Genomic DNA, 22083 nt, shown 5'->3' with positions numbered 1-22083 from the left:
TATATTATTTTTTCTTTACTTTGTTATTAATACTGTCTCTAACTTGACCAGTAGTTCTATGAATAATTACTGATCCCTGACGTTTTTTAGTTAGTTCATTAGCATAAGCAATGGCTTCTTTTTGTGTGTCAAATAATTTAGTAGGGCGTGTGTTTCCAACACCCTTTACTTGTCATTTACCATCATATGGTGTGATATGATAAACTGTTGCTTGTTGTTTTTCAGCCATAGTTCTCCTTTGTTAATAAATTATTAAATATATGTATATATATATTTTATTTTACTATACAGTTTTTTTAAATGGCTCAATTTTAAATGCAAATGGCTCAATTTTAAATGCAAATTATATGACAATAATTATAAAATTAAAGATATTTATTTTAATGATTATTAAATACAAGTTTTCAAGCAGTAAACTTGTGAATTTAAATAATATAATTTAATTGAGAAAAGAGATGATTTTATGTTAATAAATGATACAGTAGTTGCCCCTGCTACAAATATTTCAACTCAAGCTATTGCTTTAATTAGAGTTAGTGGTTCTGAAGCTTTTTTAATAGTTAACAAACTAATTAAAGATAAAAAGCTAGAAGAAAAAAGAGGACTATTTTTAAGAAAATTGTATTTTGAAGACGAATTAATTGATGAAGTAGTTTTATCTTGTTTTGTTGCTCCTAACTCTTTTACTGGTGAAAATGTTGTTGAAATTGCTTGTCATGGTGGAATTTTAAATACTAATAAAATCATCAATATTTTAATTCAATCAGGAGCTAGAATGGCTTTAAGAGGAGAATTTAGTCAACGCTCTTTTTTAAATGGAAAAATTGACTTAATTCAAGCTGAGGGTATTAATAATTTAATTCATGCAAAAAACGATTTAGCTTTAAAAATTGGTGTTGCTAATATGAGTGGATCTAATAATAAAGCAATTATTGAATTAAAAGATAATTTATTAGATATTATTAGTCGTATTCAAGTTTCAATTGATTATCCTGATTATGATGATGTTGAAGGCTCAAGTATAGAAAATTTAACTAATTTATTAGAAATTATTAATGATCAAATTAATAAACTTTTAATGAGATCTAAAATGGCTTTTAAAAACTCTGAAGGAATTAAAACTGCTATTGTTGGTCAAACTAATGTTGGTAAATCATCAATTTTAAATGCTTTAATTAATGAAGACAAAGCAATTGTTACAGATATTCCAGGAACTACTAGAGATATAGTTGAAGGACAAATTAATTTAGAAAATGTTAGTTTAAATTTAATTGATACTGCTGGAATTAGAAAAACTAGTGATGTTGTTGAAAATTTAGGAATTTTAAAATCTAAAAACTTAATTAATGAAGCTGATTTAGTTTTATTTGTTGTTAATAAAGAAAATATCAATGATTTAGATAATCAAGAAATTTTTGAACTTTTAAAAAACAAAACTTATATTTTAATTGTAAATAAAGCTGAAAAGCTAAGCAAAACTAAAAAACAAAACTTAGAAAAAAAATATGAAAATATTGTATTTACTAGCGCTATAAATCACGATATAGACCAGTTAGTTTTAAGAATTAATCAAATGTATTTAAATGAAGAAATTAATAAAAACGATGAATTAATTTTAATTGGATTAAATCAAATTACTTTAGTTGAACAAATCAAAAACAAACTTTCAACTGCTTTGAGCGTAATTAAATCAGGAATGCCAATTGATATAGTTAATGTTGATTTATATGATGCTTGAAACTTGTTAAACGAACTAATTGGTGTTGAGTATGAAGACGAAATTATTGACAATATTTTTAGAAAATATTGTTTAGGAAAATAAAAAAAATCAACCTATTTAGGTTGATTAATATTATTTTATGGATTGAAAAATTAAGCACTCATTAAGCGTGACTTTTCTCTAGCAGCTTTATTATCTTTAAAAATTCCCTTTTTTAAACCTTTATCTACTAAACTTACTGCATGATTAACTAATTCAGCTTTATTTGCTTCATCATTAGATTTTGCATTTAAAGCTTTTTTAATAGCTGTTTTAATTTCTGATTTAAAAGCTTTATTTGCTAATCTAGATTTTTCATTAGTTAAAACACGTTTTTTTTGAGATTTAATATTTGCCATTTTTTCAACTCCTTTTATAAAAAATAATTATAATACAAAAATAAGTATAACAAAATTTACCTAAATTTAAAAAAAATATTAATGGTTCGTTGGATTATTAAACAAAATGGTACCAGACCAATTATAAGACCACAGATCTGTGGTCTTATAATTGAACAGGAGGTCTAATGTTTGTTATCCAAGAAAATAAAAAGTTTAATGAAAAAAAGAAACTTATAATAGATACTTTTGAAAAAGAGCCTAACAGAAAGTTGTTATCAATCGCTATACAGTTTCAAAAATCACTTTCTACTGTAAAAAAATATAAAAGTGAATATATTAAATGAAAGAACAAGGAAGCAGAGCTAATTCTTTCACATAAAAACACTAATAATAAAAATGCTCAAAAATATAGTGATGAGATAATACATAATTTAGGTGAAAAATACCAAGAACAAGTAAAAATAACTGGTGGAGATGTAAATAATGCTAGTTGTTCTTATTTAACTTTAGAAAACTATCACAGCACTCTTATGTCAACTAACACTAAAAATAAAATTTCTTATTCAACTTTAAATAGGAGACTAATACAACAAGGTTATGCAAGCCCTTATTGCAAACGTAAAACCAAAAAAGAAGTTAAAAAAATAAGAAGACAACAAGAAGAAGGAAAATTAATTAGGTATAGCAATGAGCTAGTTTTTTATGTGCCTAAAAACGTAGAAAAACACAGACTAGCAGTAGCAAACAATTATAAATTTGGACAGGTAATAGAAGTAGATGGATGTACTCATTATTATTTTCAAAATAACACAATAGCAACATGTGTTATGGCTGTTGATGTTGGAACTAATCAAATACTTGATATGTGTTTTGAAGAATACGAAGAATCTTTAAATTCTTATCAAAAAATTTTTGAAACAATATTTAGAACTTATGGCTATCCTCAAAGAATTATTACTGATAATAGAGCTAATTTTAAAAAAGATGAAAGAAATAACGCTAGAACGCGTTTAGAGCTTGAAAATAGGGGTATAGAGGTGATTTCTTCATCTAATGCTAATGCAAAACCACATGTTGAAAGAATGTGAGATACAGTCCAAAAAAATGCACCTTTCTTCTTTAAACAAAATGATATAAAAACAATTGAACAAGCAAATCAAATAAAACACAAATTAATAGATTTTGTTAATAGTAAATGTAAAAAAAGAAAAAGAGATAATGCATTTAGACAACTAGGTGAAAATGAAGTTGAAAAATTCTTTGACCTACCTATACCTAGAAAATTTGCAAATGGTGTAGCAGAGTATAAAACTAAAATTTATGCTCCATACGATGAATTTGGTAAACGTTTTAGATTTTATAAAAAAGAAAATATTCAACTTGTAATTGGTTCAGATGAACAACTTTACTTTAGAACAGATACTAAACGCTATATTGCAAAGCCATTAGAAATTGGTTCAACTGATTGAGTTGAAGTTGATTTTGTTAGAAGAAAACAATTAGATGAAAGTAGAAAAGAAGATTTAAAAATACTAACAATGATAAACCAAACAAGAAGAATTCATAGTGGATTAGACAAAACACTCTTATACATAAAAAAATACCCCAATGGATTACCTAGTGAGTTAGTTGACGAGATCTCAGGAATCGTATTGAGGGTTAAAAGTGATTGTTCAAGGTTTTCCCATGAACTCAAAGATAAATTAGGCTTGTTAGAATAGATCTATTATTCTCTAATTTCTTTGATAATATAATTATAACTTATAGTACCATTTTGTATAATAACCCACGAAATTTAAAAAAAATATTAATGGTTCTTTTTATTTATTTTTTTTAATAACTTATTAATTTTTATTATTACATATAATATAAAAAAATGAACTTATAAAAATTCATTTTATAGTTAAAACTATTAATCAAATTGATTAGATTACAAATATTTAAGATTAATTATATTTAATATTTATATAGTTTTTATTTAAGCTTAAATATAATACTAATTTGTATTTTAAAAAATAGTAAGCTAATTTAATTTTCTATACTTTATGTTTTTATAAAATCTAATCTTTAAAATAATATAATTTTATTAATGTAAAAGGAGAATTATGTATAAATCAAAGCTAACTATTAAACAAACTCAACAAGCTATTCAAGATATTAAATTTAGTTTAACTAAACAATTAAAACAAAATTTAAATTTAACAAGAGTTTCAGCTCCACTTTTTGTAACTTCAGAATCTAAAATTAATGATGGTTTAAATGGTGATATTCCAGTTGGATTTACTCCAAAGCAATGAACTGAAGATTTAGAAATAGTTCACTCACTTGCAAAATGAAAAAGATATGCATTAGATAAATATAATTTTAATATTGGTGAAGGAATTTGAGCTGATATGAATGCTATTAGAAAGGATGATATTGTAGATTATAAGCATTCTTTATATGTTGATCAGTGAGATTGAGAACTAATTATAAGTAATGATCAAAGAAATTTTGAGTTTTTAAAACAAGTAGTTATTAAAATTTATGATTCAATTAGATATGTTGAACATAAAATAAATTTTAAATACCCAGAATTAGTAGACAAATTACCAAAACAACTAACATTTATAGATTCACTAGATTTATATAATAAATATCCTCATTTAACTGCTGAACAAAGAGAAGATGAAATTGTAAAAGAATTTAAAGCAGTATTTATTTATAAAATTGGACATAATTTACCAGATAATCTTCCACATTCTAAAAGAGCTTTTGATTATGATGACTGAAATTTAAACGGTGATTTAATTTTTTATGATAAAGTTAATGACAAAGCTTTAGAAATTAGTTCAATGGGAATTAGAGTTAATGCTAAAAGCTTAAGTGAACAAATTAAAATATTAAATAAAACAAATTCTGATTTAGGTTTATATCATAATCAAGTACTTAATAATAAATTACCTTTAACTATTGGTGGAGGAATTGGTCAAAGTAGGTTAAGTATGTTTTTATTAGAAAAAGCACATATTGGTGAAGTACAAGTAAGTGTGTGAGAAAAACAATATAAAGAAGACTTAAAAAAACAAGGAATAACTTTATTGTAAAAAGTTATAAAACTTGTTTTTTGTTATGTATTAATAAAAGAAAGGAGAATTAAAAAATGTCAATATCTTTTATAAAAAAGAATTATGAAAATGAAATCAAAAAATTAGTTAAGTATTTAGATCTAATTTGAAATGTAGAAACAGTTTGTCAAAAACTTAAGTTTTTAGAAAACAATATGTTTAAAACAACGCCATTTTTTAACCCTAATTAATTAAAAATACTATTTAAATTAATGTTAATAAATAATGATTTTAAAGATAAAATTACAAGTGAAATTCTTAACATTATTCTTAGTAAAGAAGTTTTAGAATGAAAGTTTTTAGACGATTTAATTAAGTTTTACACTTTAGTTTTAACTTATGATGATGTTTGACAAGAAGATAAAATTTCACAATTTGCTATAGAAAATAATATTATTGATATAGAACAATTTTTCACAGATTATTTAACTAAAAATAATTTAAAGAGCATGATTATCAACAAAAATATATTAAACAAAATTTAAATGATTTAAAAAAACAAAAACAATTTTTAAAAGAACTTGAAAATATAGACGACTCTGATTATATAAATATTGATCTTAATACACTAACTATAATTAGCAAAGTGAATGCTTCAGATATTAATTTTATGTATAAAGACTATGTTATAAAAGAGTTTATAGATATATTAAAAAATTAGTAGTTAATTTATTTGTACATAGATTTTACAAACAACTTAGTTTATTAAAAAATGAGTTGTTTTTTATTATTTAAAAAAGTTACTTAAATAAACTAGTTATTAATAAAATAAAATATTTATAAGTTAAATTTATAAATTTTAAAAAATGTATTTAGAAAGGAAAAAATGAAAAATAATTTTAAGTTATTTATCATTACATTTGTGTGCATAATGTTTTTTCTCTGATATTATGCCAATATTGATGACATAGTTTTATATAGTATACCAATAAACAAAAATGATGAATCAGTAAAGATTACTATGGGTTCATCTAATTGGGTTGAAGAGTGAAATAAAATTTTAAATACTAATTTTTATTCAACAACTCCTATAAATGTTTGAAAAGAAAGAATCGATATGGTTGGTCTAAAATTGTATGGTTTTATTGAACATAACTCAATTTCAAGTTATTTAATAACTCTGTCAAAAGTTGGGTTTGGATCTTTATGTTTTTTCTTATTAACATTTTTTTGTAAAAGAACTATTTTCAATCCTTTTAGAAGCGTTTTTAGATATTTAAAAAATAGAAACAACTACATTACTTTAGAAATGAATCAAACATTAAATTTTCTTAATAAATTAGATAAAAAAGTAAAAAAGCGTAAAAAGAAAAAAGTATTGAAGTCTATTAATGATTTTAAAATAATTTCTTACAAGCCAGTTTATTTAATAAGATTAATAGACGATCTTAGAAATTCTTTTTTAACAGACAAATTAAAATATGAATGGTCTTATTATGAAAAATTAATTTCTTTAGTTATTGGGTATATAGAAGAAATTATAAACAAAGAAAGAAAAGCAATAAAAAATCATAATAAACCAGATGAACTATTTCCTGTAGTTAAAAGAGCTATAGAATATTATTCAACAAAATCATCTTATTATAATTATTATTGTATAAACGCAAGTCAAAAAAATCGAGATTCTATAGAAATAATAATTACTACTAACACTAATTTTTATATAGCTTCACTTTTTGCTATTAATTTTTCATTTTTTATAATTTCATTTTTTATAATTGGGTTTGCTATTAATTTTATATGATTTAAAAAAATAGATTTTCAAATATTTTCTAGTTTAAGAATTATTTTACCATTTATTTTGACTGCTTCTTTACTTTCTATAATCATAACCTCTTTATATGTTTCAAAACAAACTAAAAGTTTTAATAATATTATTGAAAATAAGAAGTATAAAAAAAACAAATCTAACTTTGATCGAAAGAACTATTTATATATAATTCTATATTTTCTAATTTTACTTATATTTTTGGTTCCAATTTTCTCTTATGGAAAATTATTATCTGCCATCGAGCCGGATTTTACAAAACAAAATGGTCCATTATTAACAAGACAAATAGATGTGATTATGTATAATATCCTTTTTTTATGCCTAATGATATATTGATTTTGTTCACTTGATGATCTACTTAGAAAAGAAAATAAAATAACTATTTTACTATGTATTAAAAATGTAATACCACAGGTTTTTTGTTTTATTTTCTTTATAATAATTAGTCTTTGTTTTAAAGATAGTTGACAAAAAGGGTTGATAAGTAACTATAGTAGATTGCTTTTATTAATACTTATTCTTGAATGAGTATTTTTAATTTTGTTTGAACCAGTAATATATAATATATTTTATTTTTCATATTATAAATGTTGTGTAGGATTTAAATTTATAAAGGAAAAAATAAAATTAATTTATAGTAAAACGAAGTGTTTATTGTAAAACCATAACCAAAAAATGGTATAAATCTTTCAAAATAAAAATCTTTATTTAGATTCTAAAAAAGCAACTAAATAAGTTGCTTTTTTTATTTTGCTATGTATTTATGCTACTTTTTATATAAAAATATTTATTAAATTATTAAAAATAATTTAATTTGGTTTTTGTGTTAGATTCTAAGTCTTTAAATATTGTAAAATACAAGAGAAAGCAGAAAAAGATCAATTTTGAAAGGGCGTATATGAAAACTGTAGAAAAATGATCGCAAAATAATAGAATGCTTTATGGAACCATTCTATGAGCTTTTATTGGTTTTGGTTATTTATTATTTATTGCTAACTGAGCTTTTGCAATTGGTTTAGCTGGTGGAGGAATCAAAGATGGTGTTCATTCACCAGGGTTTTTATCTTATTTTCAAATTGAAAACACAGCTTCATTCCAATTAATAGATAAAGCTGCTAACTGAGCAATTACTTTTGGTAGAGGTATTGGCTCAGTTGTTGTTGCCTTTTTGTTAGTAAAATTTGCACATAAAAAAGCAACTTTAATTGCTTGTATAATGACCTTATTTGGTTTACCAGCAATTTTTATGCCAGGTGCAAAATATGGTTATGTATTGTTTTTAATTTTAAGAACAGTTATGGCTATTGGTGGAACAATGTTAACTATATTATTTCAACCAGTTGCTGCTAACTTCTTTATTAAAAAAACAAAGCCTATTTATTCTCAAATAGCAATCGCATTTTTCCCATTAGGTTCAATTATTTCTCTTGTACCATTTGTTATTGCTGGAGATAGTGCAAGTGTTGATATGTTAAGAAGTAATTGAAGAACAATCTTTTTAGTTATGTCATTACTTTATCTAATTCCATTAATTGCAGTATTTTTATTAGGAACTAATTTTGATGTTAAAAAAGATTCAAATGAACCTAAAGTAAATGGATTTAAAGTATTAAAAGGTTATTTAAAAACCAAAGCTACTTATGCTTGATTATTAGTCTTTGGTGGTTGATTAATTGTTGCTGTGTTTCCAACTTCACTAAGCTTAGTGTTATTTCCTTGAATTTCTGGCTTACAAAATGAATCAATGGGTACTCAAATAAGAATTTGACAAATATTATTTTTATTTGCAGGAACTATTGGTCCAGTTGTAATTGGATTATGATCAAGATTTAATTTAAAAAGAAGATGATATATAGCAACACTTATAGGATTTGGAATTATATTATTTATAATCTCAATTGTTGTTTATAAATATGGATTAGCTCCTAACTATAACAAAGAAACTAAATTTTTAGAAGGTAATTATAAAGGTTGATTAGTATTATTCTACATTTTAGGATTTTTAACTGGATTTTGTACTTGAGGAATAGAAGCAGTTATTTTAAACCTACCTCATGAATATAAAGATGCAGATCCTAAAACTATTGGTTGAATGTTTAGTTTAATTTGAGGATTTGGATATATGTTCTTTACATTATCTCTAATTATCATTACTTCAATTCCTTTAATTAAATCAATTAACCAATCTACAATAGCAATTATTCAATTAGTACTAATAGTTATATTAGGATTAATGTCATTTATTGGATTATTGATGTTAAAAGAACCAAAAGATGATGCAAAAACTTTTCCAAGTTTTAAATCTAAAGAAAAGCAAGTAAAATAGTTAAAAAATTCCTTTGATCTTATGATCTTAGGAATTTTTTATTTTCTTTATTTTTTACTTTAATTTTATTAATAAAATAAATTGTAATATCTTTAATAATTTATAAAAAAAAGTAATCTAGTTAGCTTTTTATATTTTATTTAGTTTAACAATTAGTAAGTATTTTTTATAAAAGCTTAATGTTTCAAAAACAGCTTTATTTATTAAAAAAAGACTTTTATTTTATCAAAATTTAAGCCTATATTACAAAATTTTGTTTGCTAAATAAATTCATAAATTAATAAAATATATAATTATTTATAGGTAATAATTATTAAAAATTTTTTTAAAAGCCTATTTATATATGTATTGATTAGCTATTTTAAATAGCAATCTATAATCAATAGAAAGAAATAAAGAGATATGAAAATATCAAAAAAACCATCAAGTAAATATCTACTTGTAGCTAGAATACTTTTAGGACTATTTTTCGTTGCTTTTATTACTATTTTTGTTTTAAAACTAATTAATGTAAATAAGACAAACGGAAAAATTGGTGCTGATTTTATGACAGTTTTAACTGGTTTTGGAGTAACATTAGCTAAACCAGTTAAATGAGGAGCTGGATTAGATGAGTTTTGTAATATTGCTTTAATTACTTGAATACCATTAATACTAATAGTTTCTCTGATTTTTTACATTTTGTATTACAAGAACTTAGTAAAAACTATTCAAGTTGAAGATTCAACAACTAAATTAGATATCACAATTCAAACTGAAGGTGATGTTATTGTTGAAACAGAAACTGAAAAACTTGATAAAAAAGAAGAAATTATGGTTGCTGAATCAGAATCAATGGCTGAATCTAAAACAATGTTTGAATCAAAAACAATCTTTGAACCAGAACCAACGGCTAAATCAAAACCAGCTGCTGAAGTAAAACCAGTAATTGAAACTAAATCAGTTATGCTTCCTACTCCTGTTGAAATTAAAAAAACAACAGAAAAATCAGAACCTAATAAAAAACGTAAAAAGAAAAAAACTTATCCACAAGTTACAAAAGGTATGTTATTAGAAGAACTTTATGAAGATCTTGAGTTTGTAGAGATGACTAAAGTTTCAATTAAAACAATTTTTGATAAAGCTTTTATTGTAGCAAGTAAAAACTTAGCTGCAGGAGATCATGTTGTTCTTGCTAAATTTGGTAAATTTGAAACAATAGAAAAAGAAGCTCAAATGAAAATTAATCCTTTAACTCAAGAACAAATTGAAGTTCCTGCACATAAAATTGTTAAATTTAAATTATCTAAATCTATTAAAGAAAAAATGAATAAATAAGGACAAAATGGCAAGTATATAACTGCCATTTTTTATTTGTTTTTATTTTGATATATGATTATTTAAAGAATTCCAAAAATATACACTATATAAGACAAGATAAAATCATTTCTTCATCTTTTTTTGAAATTTTACCAACTATTCAAAAATCACCTATAATATTTATTTTGTATTTTTTATAAGAGTTAAATACTTTTAGTGCTTCACTAAAAGTTTTTTCATTTAAGATACCTTTTTCTTCGAATTTATTTTTTATTCTATAACCAATAATTGTAGAAAGCATTTTAATAAATTCTGCTCCATAAATTGAAATATCACTCTTTTTATTTACTTCTTTAAGGTTCAAATTATCTTGATAAAACTTGTTAACTAGTTCGATTTCTCATTTTTGTTTGTACATTTTATAAATATCAATTGGTTCTAGATCTTGATTAGATATATAAACTATAGTTCCAAACTTATCTTTTAGTTTTTTATAATTTTCTATTGTATATTTTTTACTTTTTAAATAGTCACTGTGTTCTTTTGAAAATCTATTATTATCTCTAAAAGCATAATAAAATTTATTTTCATGCTTTAGTTTTTTGTAAAAAATGGTGTTGTCTTTATTGCTAAATTTTTCTTCCATATCATAAATATTAAGTTTATGTAAAATACTCAAAGAACGTTTTATAGGAAATATATAAGCTACTTGATCTGGTATATTTTTACCATTACTAACCCATTTATCTCCTATAATAACCCCAGTTTTTATATTAGTTTTTTCTAAAAAATCAGGAAAACTAGTAAAATTAACGCAATTACCACGATATGGTAAAGAACAAATTATATCTTTTGTTGTTATATTAAAAGCAGTAACGATTGATATATTTTTTGTATTTTTAATTCTCGATTTATATGATAAAGAACCAAATGATGTTATTTTACTATTGTAATTTTTAAGCATACCATCAATAGCAACAAGGTCATTTGTATTTGTTTTTTCAACCCTTTTTCTAATAAATTCAATAATTTTATTGGTGTCACAACCAAGCTTGTAAATAAAATTTGAAACGGTACTTTTTGATAATTTTATATTTGAAAAATCTACTGATAAAAATGATTCTTCATAATATTTCTCTATTAAAGAATCGTTTGCATCTGGGTTTAATGTTTTCATAATAGCAATTGCAAAAATTCTAAATGCCTCAACACCATAAACGTGTGTCAAGTCTTTCAAAATATCATTTGAAAGATTCTTAGCAAGCATATAGTCACCATAATTTTTTGGTCTTAATTCTATTGATATTTCTTTTTTAGGTACGTATACTCCATTTATTATATGACCTATGACAGGTCCATTTTTTGGATAATTCTTACCATTTTTATATTCACATCCAATTCTTTGAATAACAGCTCATGATTTTCCTGTTAATTTAACGATAGTATTTTTAGGTCTTGGAACTTGCCTTATTTCTAATGGTACAGCCACAATATCTTTTCTTTTCTATAGTGTATTATATAGTTTATTATAACATAAAAGACAAGTCTTTTAAAAGTATTTTTTTAAAATTTTATTAATTTTTCTAAATAAAAAGAGTACATTTTATTACTAAAACATACTCCTTTATAAAAAATCTTCATTTTTAATCTGTTTTTGCGCTATTTTAACCGAAAATATAGTGTATATTTTTGGAATTAAATTCAAAAAGTCTGCTTAATAAACAGACTATTTTTTGTTTTTAACTTTTTTAAAAATATAATAACTAGACACTAATAAAACAACAATAACTAATGAGCTTGAAATTAAAATAATAACCAACTTATTAGAACTTTTTATTTTAGGTTCTTTAATAACAACAAGCTTAATAGTAACTTTATCATTTGAATTATTTTTTAAATAAACTTCAGCTGTATTGTTATTTTTTAGTTCTACTATTAGTTCTCTATTAGATAAATTTGGATTAATTTCTAATAGTTTATTTTTTATAGTATTTAAATCATTTTTAGTAATATTTAGAGATTTATTTTTAATTAATTTATCTAAACTAGATTCTTTATTTTGTTGAGTTTGATTATTGTTGCTTTGTGGTTGTCTTTTGGGTTTTTGGTTAGTTTGATTTTTTGACTGTTCTATTGATAAGTTATTTTGATTAATTAGATCATCACTTGATTTTCATTTAGTTTTTTTAGCTTCTTTAATAAGTTCTAAAAGTGTGTTTGGATCATATAAATCTTTAGTATTATTATATACATCGTTTTTTAATTTCACATCTGGTTGAATACCAAATTCTAAACTTTTAAAGTTTTTATTTGTAAAAACATTATTAGTACTTAACTGAATAATATCTCCAGTTGGTAGAATTGAATAACCAATTGCTGAAGCCCCACCAAAAGTTTGATGACCAATAATTTTTGCTAAATTATTATCTCTTGCTATTTGAGGAAAAATATTTCCAGCTGAAAACGAATAAGGTGAAGTTAAAATATAGTAATCAAAGTTAAATTTATTATATTTTGATTTTATAGTTTCAACTTTTTGTTCTTTTGATAAAGGATTATAAGTATAAACATTAAAAGGATTATTTGTTAAAAAGCTCATTATTTCATAAGCAGCACCAATATAACCCCCACCATTTTGTGTTAGGTTAAAAATAATGTTTTTAACATTTTTACTTTGAGCTTGTTCTAAACTGTTTTTAATATGTTTAGCAGAATCTTCTTCAAACTTTTTAAAAGAAATCATATAAGTATCATCTGATATAACATTGTTTTCATATTCAACTTTACTTGGATCATTTTTAGCTAATAAATCTAGAAGTTTAATTTGTTTATTAGATCTATTATTTGGATTAGATATTTTTATTGGAGTTTTATTAAAATCTTTACTTTTGTTAAAAAACCCATCTAAAGCATATGCTGAGTGAGGATCATCAAGATCATCTATTAATTGTTTTGTTGTAAGATAATGCTCATCATTAGTTCCATTTACAATTTTTGTTTTATATTTTTTAAAATAATCCTTATAAGATTTATTATTATTTAATTTAATTGCATAATAATGATCAAATAGAAAACTTAAATAATTATATTGAAACTCTTTAAGTTCTTTTGGGATTTCATTTTTGTTGTTAGCATCAGACCTTTTAAGATTTACTTGACTTATAATATTACTAATTGATTCAGAAAATCTAAAAATATTAACATCTTGTTGATTAAAATACACTTGGATATTAGATTCATTTAAAAAGATTTGGTTTAGTAAAACAATAGGTAAATAAACATCACTTTGATCTTTTAACATCTCAATGTTATAGTTTTTTAAATGATATTTAAATTCCTTGTTTAAGTTTTTATTCTCTAATCCTTTAAATTCTAATTGTAATTGTTCTTCACCACGCTCTTTGTTTTTTAAAATTTCAATAAAGATTTTATAATCTGAAACAGTTATGATCTGAGTTTTATAATCAAATTCTATATTGTAGATATTTTTTGAACTTTTTAAAGTTATAGTTGTTTTATCATCATTAAATTTATTTTCTATATTTTCATATTTTATTATAGGTTCAATACTTTTTAGAAACTCAACAACAGAAACATATCCAATATTTTTATATAAAAATAGCTTGATTTTATTATTTGTATTTTTAAGATCTTTTGCTAATGTATATAGTTTATGATCTGTTAAAATAATTTTTGGTTTTTCATTTTGATAAGAACTTAAACTAGCTAAATTACCACTTAAATTATTAGAGAATAAAAAAGAACTAAATAACCTTATTAAAAATAATTTCATAATAATTCCTTTCTATTTGTTTTGATCATTATTGATAACTGTTTGAATATAATCTAGATCAAAAAGTTTTTTAAAATCATAATCATTAGTTTTATCAAACTCTATATCTGGAGTTACTCCATATTCATAAGAGTTTCACTTTTGATCTGTTAAAGTATAAATTGAACTTTTTCTAATTATAGAACCAGTTGGCAGAATACTAATTCTAACTTCACTAGCTCCCCCACCAGAATTAAATCCAATAATTTTTGCTAATTTATTAGTTTTACTAATAGCTGCAAAAGAATTACCAGCTGAATAATTAATTGGTGAACTTAATATATAGTAATTAAAATCAAACTTTCCAACTTTTGATTGAATTTGTAAGATTTGTTTATCATTTGTAGTTGGATATAATTTATGATAATTATATTTTTGATCTGTTAAATATCCTAGTATCTGATAAACAGCTACAATACTACCGCCACGATTTAAGCTAAGATCAAAAACAACATTTTTTACAGTTTTTTTATTTTTAATTTCTTCAAGTTGTTTTTTAACTCCATCTACTGTATATCATTTATTAAAAATATCTATTTTAATAATTGCTGTTTTATTATCATTTGTATATCTAATATCTTTTTCATTTAAATTAGAAGCTAACTTAACAATATCTCGTTCATATTTTCTAAATTTAGCTACCCTATCAGTTCTTTGTTCATCATTATTAATTTCTAATTCAGAATCATTTGTATTTAAATCATAAATTGGTGATTGTAATAAGATCTTAGTATGAATATCATTTAAATCTCTTATTAAAAGATTAGTGGTCTTAAAATGTTTTAAGTCATCTGATAATAAATCATTTTTATATTTTTCTAAATAAGCTTGATATGATTTATCTAGTTTCATAGGATAAAAATTATCCAATAAAAAATATAAATAGTTATATTGAAATTTTTTTAGATGAGTTGATATTTTTAAGTTCTTTTTATTAGAAACTAGTGCTTTTTTAGTTTCATTATTTGAAGCATTTAAAAGTTCAAAGATTTCAAAAACTAAAACTTCCTTGTTATTAAAAAATATTTGTTTTTCAGATTCAGCCAAAAAGATTTGATTTAAAACTAATAAAGGTAAATATAATTTATTTTCTTTATTAAAAATAAAAATATCATATTTATTTAAATTTATAATTAAAGGTTTTTTTTCAAGTAATTTAAAATGATCAAAATATTCTAAATTAGACTCATTTTGATAAGGACTTAATAAATTATAAAAATTAACATTAGAAATAGTTATTTGTTGGGTTAAATAGTCAAATTTAATATATTCAGTTAAACTAAAATCTTTATGTTTATTTTTATTTTTTACTTGATATTTATTAGTTAGACTAATTGTTATTTGATTATTATTTGTTTTAGTTTCTAATAATTGAGTTAGACTGTATAAGTTATCATTATAAATTGTTTGATTTAAAATATCTTTTAAAAGATCTACATATTGTTCAAGATCAACATAATCAATATCTTGATGTTTAGTTAAATTAATTTGTTTATTCAAAAAATACACAGAACTAATTAAACTATTGATTTTATAAGATGAATTTAGAACTTGAAATTGGTTATTTAATTCATTAGTTATTTTTATAAAATTATTATTTTTAGTATCATTATTATTATCTTGTTTTTGAGTTGTATTTCTTTGGTTTTGATCAATTTTATTATTTTTTTGATTAGTATTATTGTTTAATTTATTATCTAGATCTTTATTTAATATATTAGAATTTGGACTTTTATTTATAATATTTGAACTACAACTTACTAAAAACGAACTTAATGTTAATGTTAAAATACTAGCACTTTTAAGCATATTAATCCTATCTTTAAACTTTCTATGTGTATTATATAATAAATCAAATTTCTAAATGGTTATTTAACAGTTTTTGAGTTGGATTAAATAATAATAGAGTTATTAATTTATATTAAAATATAATCTGTTAGGTATATATTATGAAAAAAATTCTAAGTTTAATTAGTTTAACTAGTTTAATTATTAGTTATTAGTTGTAATTACAAATCTATTTCAAAACCAAATACCATAGAAAGTCCATCTGTAATTAATAAAAATAATAAAGATAATAAAAAAACCAACTGAATTAAATAATCCAATGAACAACAACAATAATAATTCAGTTAAACCAAATATGTCATCAAATAATAAAAACCAAACCAACATCAATCAACTAAATTACCAAGATAATAAGATCTATGATCCTAATAAAGATAGTGTTTATTTTAGAGATTCTCACTTATTTAGTTTAGAGTTCTTATTAAATAATTCGGCTTATACTATTAGTAGATCTACAAATAAGTTTCATACAGCAACACATAATATAAATACTTTTTTAAAGACTGGTTATTATAATAATCCAGTTGATTTTAGAAGTGTTTATGACAATGAGACTGATAATAAATTTTGAGAGCATATTAAAAATAGAGCTTGATATGGTGATCTTGGTTTAAATGATGAACAAAAGACAGCTTTTTATAATGACCATCTTTCAATTAACGGAATGGTTAAACAAGAGTATTTAAATAAAATTTAATAAGAGTGAAATTAATCCTATTATTAATTTAAAATTTGATTTTAATGAATTAATTAGTAAAAACCCTTTTGGATATTTACCATCTAATTTAAGTCAATTGTTTTATTATATGAATTTTGAATCGATTTCTAAATTATTTAATATTACTAATATTAAAGATATTAAAGCTAATTTTGATGATCAAAATGGGGAATTTGAAATTTTATTAATTACTAATGATAAAAACTATTATCAAAAAATTGATAAAAATAATACTAATATGTTAAAAAAAGATCTAGATTATTATCAATATATTTATGATAGAAGTTTTAGTATTTTAATTTGATTTAATAAATGAAAAAGAGATGAATTTAGATTAAAAACTGATGAAATCACAAAAGATTATAAAAGTGGAACAGTTTGAGTTTTAGATAGAGTTATTAACAAAGATCTTGAAAAGGATGACTATTATGAATTGTTATTAGCTACAAACGTTCATGTTTTTAGTCTAGCAGAAGCTTTTGATAAATCTATTTATTTTACAAAAGATAGTAAACATCAATTTGCTGATAGTTGAAAAGCTGATTTTTTTGATAATGAAAATATAGATAATCCAAAAAATGCCAAGTTTATGACAACAAGAGCAAAACAAGAAAAATTAACATCAAATATTATCAATAACGTTACTGGTTCAACACCTACATTTAAAGCAGAAAGTCAATATTTACAAGCTGCTTATTATACACCAAGATACAAAGTTTCTGGTTTTAAAACAAATAATATACATACTGGACTTGTTTATATTGAAAACTTCGATCAAAGTACAAGATTAAGTTCAACTAAAAATGGTGGAGCTGATTTTGTAATCTTGAAATTACAAATTCAAAAAAATAAGTTAAAAAATATCCTACCTAAACTAGATAAAGTTATTAATACTGATGATGAAAAAGATTGATACATAGGTTTAGGAAAAGATGAATTATTTACACCACTAAAAACTCAATTTTATGCAGGTTATCCAGCAACACAATTAGCTATAGATAGAAGTTTAACATATAAGTTTCAAGCAAATAAATCATTTGGTGGAGTTATAAGTACTCAAAATAGATATGTTAAAGAAGATAATTTTCAAAGTCTATGAACTAAATATGATCCAGATGAAAATAAAGATTGAAACTCACATAATGATAATTGAACTAAATATACTGAACCCTTTATAGAAAATCAACACGGAATGTTAAAACGTGTTTTAACTCAACATTCAAGTTTATATACAAGAATCGAAAATGAAAGTGATGCTTTAGATGGTGGATCTTCAGGTTCAATGGCAATTGATTCATCTTTCAATTTAATTGGAATTAATTTCTTACTTTCAAAAGATGACACACATAACACTACTTCCAATGTAATTAGTTTAATTCAAGGTCAAAGTACTTATAGTGATGATTTTGATGGTAATTTAAGAACAGATTTTGTTAAAAAACTAAAAAAAGATAATTTATTCACTGTTAAATTAAATCCAAGAAATAGCTAGTTAAATCTATTTTAAGCACAACTTATTTGTGAACTAAAACATAAACATTAAAATATCCACAACTATACAGCGCATTTTGTTTTAAATAGCACAAAAGTGTGTAAAAAACTGGGTGTTTTTATGTTTTTTTATAGATCACATAAAAAAGAGAAGATATCATGGTTGTAATATTAAAAATAAAATAAGTAATAATACAAAAATACAATCGTTAAATTAACAAAAAATAAGAGCAGTTATAAAAAGATTTATGAATATAAAAACGATAAGAATTATAAAAAAAGAACCTTGATTTACATATAATAAATAGCAAATATGTTCCAAAAATAAACACCAACTGAGATAATAAAAAAACTACTATGATTATATGCTTGTTAAAAATTGTTTTAAAAATATTTTCATAAAAACAAATTCTATATGTTTTAATGACAATAGATTTAGAAAAGAACACACCAATTATTTAAAAAATAAAAACACACAATAGAATATGAAAAATTAAAAGATAAGTTTGAGCTATTATTTAGGTTCTAATCAAAATTTATATCAATTCGCATTTATAAAATATTCAAACAAAAATTAAAAATCAAACTAGTAACGAGTTTTATTAAGATGATTTATACAAAATGTAAGGTGTACAAAGAGTGATATTTCAATTTATGAAACAGAATTTATTAAAATGCTTTCTACAATTATTGGTTATAGAATAAAAAATAAATTCGAAAAAAGAGGTATCTTAAATGAAAAAACTTTTAGTGAAGCACTAAAAGTATTTAACTCTTATAAAAAATACAAAATAAATATTATAGGTGATTCTTGAATAGTTGGTAAAATTGCAAAAAAGGATGAAGAAATGATTTTATCTTGTCTTATGTAGTGTGTATTTTTGTAATTCTTTAATTATTGTATTGAAAGGTATTTATGTTTAACAAAAAACAGGATAATTTTAAAAAATCTTTAGATTATAAAAAACAAGATTATGTAATTAAAATAGCTAATACAAATCTTAATGAGTTAAATAGTTTTTTAGATACAAAAATAGGTTTAAATAGTAAAACTAGAGAAGATAATATTTCAAAATTTGGAACTAATCAAATTGTTGTTCAAAAATTTTCAATATTTAAAAAAATATTAGAGAGTTTAGTTGAACCTTTTAATTTGTTGTTGTGATTTATTGGAATTTTAGAATTTATTATTTATTTTTTATTTCAAAAAAACTGAATTACTTTAATCTCTGCTTTAATAATAATTTTTATGATTTTTTTAGCTTCTATTGTGGATTTTATTCAAGAATATAAAGCTTATAAACTTAATTTAAAACTAACTAAAATAATAGAAAATGATGTTTTTATAGTTAATCATGAAATAAATGATTTTAATTCATTAAATTATCAAAGTATTAAAGCTGATCTTATAAAAGAAAAACAATCACAACTAACAATAGGAGATGTTGTTTATTTAACAAAAGGAGATATTGTTCCTAGTGATTGTAGAGTAATTTGAGCTGAAAATCTTTATTTAGATGAATCAACTTTAACTGGTGAATCTAAAGCTATTAAAAAGCAAATTAATAACAATAATATTTCTTTTTTAGAATTACAAAATATTTTATATAAAGAAACTTTAGTAGTTTCTGGAAATTGTTTAGCTGTTGTAATTAATCTTAATAAAGATAATTATTCTAATTCATTATTAGATTTAATAAAAGATGATTTTATTACTGATTATGAAAAAGGAATTAATAAAGTTACTAAGATTTTAATTTATTTAATCTCTATTCTAGTATTTATTATTACTTTTATTTCTTTATTAAAGAGTGGAATTAGTAATTGAACTTCAAGTTTAGTATTTGGTTTGTCAATAGCTGTTTCACTAACCCCTGAAGCTTTACCTGCTATTATTTCATCTAATTTAAAACTAGCTTCAAAAAGATTATCTAAAAATAAAGTTGTTATTAAAAAACTATCGGTTATGCAAAATATTGGATCAGTTAATGTTTTAACAACTGATAAAACTGGAACTTTAACATTAGATAAAATTAATATTTGCACTTATTTAGATATTAATAATCATAAAAATAAATTATTAAAAGATTACTTTTTTTATAATGCTTATTTTCAAAATAACTTATTTGATAGTATTGATAAAGCTATTGTTGATGAATTTAAAACCAATTTAAATAATGTCAATTTTATTGATCAATTAAGTTTTGATCATAACTTTAGAATATCTTCAGCTTTAATTAAACTTAATCAATCTAATTTATTAATTACTAAAGGTAGTTTAGAAGAAATTTTAGAAATTACTAGTTTTATTAATATAAACAATCAAATTATTAGTTTAGATGAACAATATAAAAATAAAATTACAAATCAAGTTAATAGTTATACTAAAAAAGGTTATAAAGTTTTAATTTTAAGTTATAAACATTCCGATGTTATTGATAATAAAGATTTAATTTATTTAGGAATGATAGTGTTTAATGATCTTATTAGAGATAATGTTAGACAAGTTATTAAAACTTTTAAAGATTACAATATTGATATTAAAGTACTAAGTGGAGATAGTTTATATACTTGTAAAAATGTATGTAAACAAGTTGGAATTGATACTAATAGTAGTTTAATAGGAAAAGATCTTAATAAATTAAATGAAAATAATCTAAAAAATATTAGTCAGTCAGTAAATATATTTTATAAATTATCTCCTCTAGATAAAGCTAAAATAATAGATAGTTTGATGAACAATAACGTTGTAGCTTTTTTAGGTGATGGAGTTAATGATGCTATTGGTTTGAAAAAAGCTGATGTAGGAATTTCAGTAAATAATGCTTCTAGTTTAGCAAAACAATCTGCTGATGTTATTTTATTAGAAAAAGATTTAAATGCTTTAGAACATGCTTTTATTATTGGAAGAAAAACTTTTAGTAATGCGATTAAATACATTAAAATCACAGTTGCTTCTAATTTTGGAATTTTATTAACTTTACTATTAGCTACAATTTTTTTTAAATTTGAAGTAATGTCACCAATTCAGTTACTTATTCAAAATTTAATTTTTGATTTTGCAAATTTAATTTTTGTATTTGATAATGTTGATGAATCAACTATTAAAAAGCCACAAAAATGAAATATTAAATCAATTGTTCCTTTTGCTATATTTAATGGATTAACTCAAACTATAATTAGTTTTATTAACTTTATAATTTTATATTTTGGTTTTAAAATAAATGGATCAGATAAACATTCAATAGAGTTATTTCAAATTTGTTATTTTATTGAGTGTATATTAACTCATATTATGATTATTTTAGTTTTAAGAACACAAAAAGTATCGTTTTTTAAATCACTAGCTTCTAGTCAAATGCTAATTGGTATGTTATTTTTTAGTACTGTTCCATTTTTAATCGCTTTTATTAGTAGTAATTTTTCTAATAGCTTAGGCTTTAGTGTAATGGTTGCTAATTTAAATAATACTAATTTATCTTGATGGTTTTTAGTTTTATTATCTTTAGAAATACTAGCTTGAATTATTGGTGAATTAATTAAAAAATTATATTTAAAGATTTTTAAAAATTGATTATAATAACTATTATA

General features: G+C 22.2%; 15 protein-coding genes and 1 pseudogene. 11 read left to right on the top strand and 5 right to left on the bottom strand.

The window, feature by feature from the left end; translation table 4 throughout:
• Window positions 1-4: 4 nt before the first annotated feature.
• The gene (locus tag V2P32_RS04870; RefSeq protein WP_013448098.1) at window positions 5-229 is read right to left on the bottom strand and encodes a DUF2188 domain-containing protein; all 225 of its coding nucleotides are present in this window, start codon (window positions 227-229) and stop codon (window positions 5-7) included.
• A 234-nt stretch (window positions 230-463) separates the two neighbouring features.
• Between V2P32_RS04870 and mnmE the strand changes: the two genes are divergently transcribed.
• On the top strand, window positions 464-1822 hold the full coding sequence (mnmE, locus tag V2P32_RS04865; protein ID WP_434343547.1) for a tRNA uridine-5-carboxymethylaminomethyl(34) synthesis GTPase MnmE: 1359 nt from the start codon (window positions 464-466) through the stop codon (window positions 1820-1822).
• A 50-nt stretch (window positions 1823-1872) separates the two neighbouring features.
• Here mnmE and rpsT read toward each other — a convergent pair whose 3' ends face one another.
• On the bottom strand, window positions 1873-2118 hold the full coding sequence (gene rpsT, locus V2P32_RS04860; RefSeq protein ID WP_013448096.1) for a 30S ribosomal protein S20: 246 nt from the start codon (window positions 2116-2118) through the stop codon (window positions 1873-1875).
• A gap of 167 nt (window positions 2119-2285) precedes the next feature.
• Between rpsT and V2P32_RS04855 the strand changes: the two genes are divergently transcribed.
• The 7 genes from V2P32_RS04855 to V2P32_RS04825 all read left to right on the top strand — a co-directional run bounded on the left by V2P32_RS04855 (window position 2286) and on the right by V2P32_RS04825 (window position 10621).
• Entirely contained in the window at window positions 2286-3821 is a 1536-nt protein-coding gene (locus tag V2P32_RS04855; RefSeq protein ID WP_434343361.1) for a hypothetical protein, read from the top strand.
• A gap of 384 nt (window positions 3822-4205) precedes the next feature.
• A complete protein-coding gene (locus V2P32_RS04850; protein WP_434343546.1) occupies window positions 4206-5186 on the top strand; it encodes an aspartate--ammonia ligase in 981 nt (326 codons plus the stop codon).
• A gap of 56 nt (window positions 5187-5242) precedes the next feature.
• On the top strand, window positions 5243-5398 hold the full coding sequence (locus tag V2P32_RS04845; protein ID WP_434343545.1) for a hypothetical protein: 156 nt from the start codon (window positions 5243-5245) through the stop codon (window positions 5396-5398).
• Window positions 5399-5419: 21 nt separating this feature from the next.
• A complete protein-coding gene (locus V2P32_RS04840) occupies window positions 5420-5692 on the top strand; it encodes a hypothetical protein (protein WP_434343544.1) in 273 nt (90 codons plus the stop codon).
• A gap of 386 nt (window positions 5693-6078) precedes the next feature.
• Window positions 6079-7638 carry a hypothetical protein gene (locus V2P32_RS04835; RefSeq protein WP_434343543.1) on the top strand — a complete coding sequence of 520 codons (1560 nt, stop codon included), beginning with the start codon at window positions 6079-6081 and terminating at the stop codon, window positions 7636-7638.
• Window positions 7639-7876: 238 nt separating this feature from the next.
• Window positions 7877-9304 (top strand): hexose phosphate transporter, encoded by a 1428-nt coding sequence (locus V2P32_RS04830; RefSeq protein ID WP_434343542.1) that lies wholly within the window; start codon window positions 7877-7879, stop codon window positions 9302-9304.
• A gap of 402 nt (window positions 9305-9706) precedes the next feature.
• Entirely contained in the window at window positions 9707-10621 is a 915-nt protein-coding gene (locus V2P32_RS04825; protein WP_434343541.1) for an HU family DNA-binding protein, read from the top strand.
• 85 nt (window positions 10622-10706) lie between these two features.
• Here V2P32_RS04825 and V2P32_RS04820 read toward each other — a convergent pair whose 3' ends face one another.
• The 3 genes from V2P32_RS04820 to V2P32_RS04810 all read right to left on the bottom strand — a co-directional run bounded on the left by V2P32_RS04820 (window position 10707) and on the right by V2P32_RS04810 (window position 16244).
• Window positions 10707-12092 (bottom strand): transposase, encoded by a 1386-nt coding sequence (locus tag V2P32_RS04820; RefSeq protein WP_434343540.1) that lies wholly within the window; start codon window positions 12090-12092, stop codon window positions 10707-10709.
• A gap of 237 nt (window positions 12093-12329) precedes the next feature.
• Entirely contained in the window at window positions 12330-14396 is a 2067-nt protein-coding gene (locus V2P32_RS04815) for a S41 family peptidase (protein ID WP_434343539.1), read from the bottom strand.
• A gap of 12 nt (window positions 14397-14408) precedes the next feature.
• Entirely contained in the window at window positions 14409-16244 is a 1836-nt protein-coding gene (locus V2P32_RS04810; protein ID WP_434343538.1) for a S41 family peptidase, read from the bottom strand.
• A 140-nt stretch (window positions 16245-16384) separates the two neighbouring features.
• On the opposite strand from V2P32_RS04810, the pseudogene V2P32_RS04805 reads away from it, so the two are divergent.
• The 3 genes and pseudogenes from V2P32_RS04805 (at window position 16385) to V2P32_RS04795 (ending at window position 22072) form a co-directional block, all read left to right on the top strand.
• A pseudogene (locus V2P32_RS04805) lies at window positions 16385-18493 on the top strand (MAG2960 family serine endopeptidase lipoprotein).
• Window positions 18494-19166: 673 nt separating this feature from the next.
• The gene (locus tag V2P32_RS04800) at window positions 19167-19364 is read left to right on the top strand and encodes a hypothetical protein (protein ID WP_434343537.1); all 198 of its coding nucleotides are present in this window, start codon (window positions 19167-19169) and stop codon (window positions 19362-19364) included.
• 44 nt (window positions 19365-19408) lie between these two features.
• Window positions 19409-22072 carry an HAD-IC family P-type ATPase gene (locus V2P32_RS04795; RefSeq protein WP_434343536.1) on the top strand — a complete coding sequence of 888 codons (2664 nt, stop codon included), beginning with the start codon at window positions 19409-19411 and terminating at the stop codon, window positions 22070-22072.
• Window positions 22073-22083: the final 11 nt, after the last annotated feature.

The sequence above is a fragment of the Mycoplasma sp. 06067-C1-B144P-99-0482-3 genome (assembly GCF_051053925.1).
Classification (GTDB): domain Bacteria; phylum Bacillota_I; class Bacilli_A; order Mycoplasmatales; family Mycoplasmataceae; genus Mycoplasma; species Mycoplasma leachii.
The sequence above is the reverse complement of the archived record's forward strand: the minus strand, read 5'-3'. Positions and strand labels throughout refer to the sequence as shown.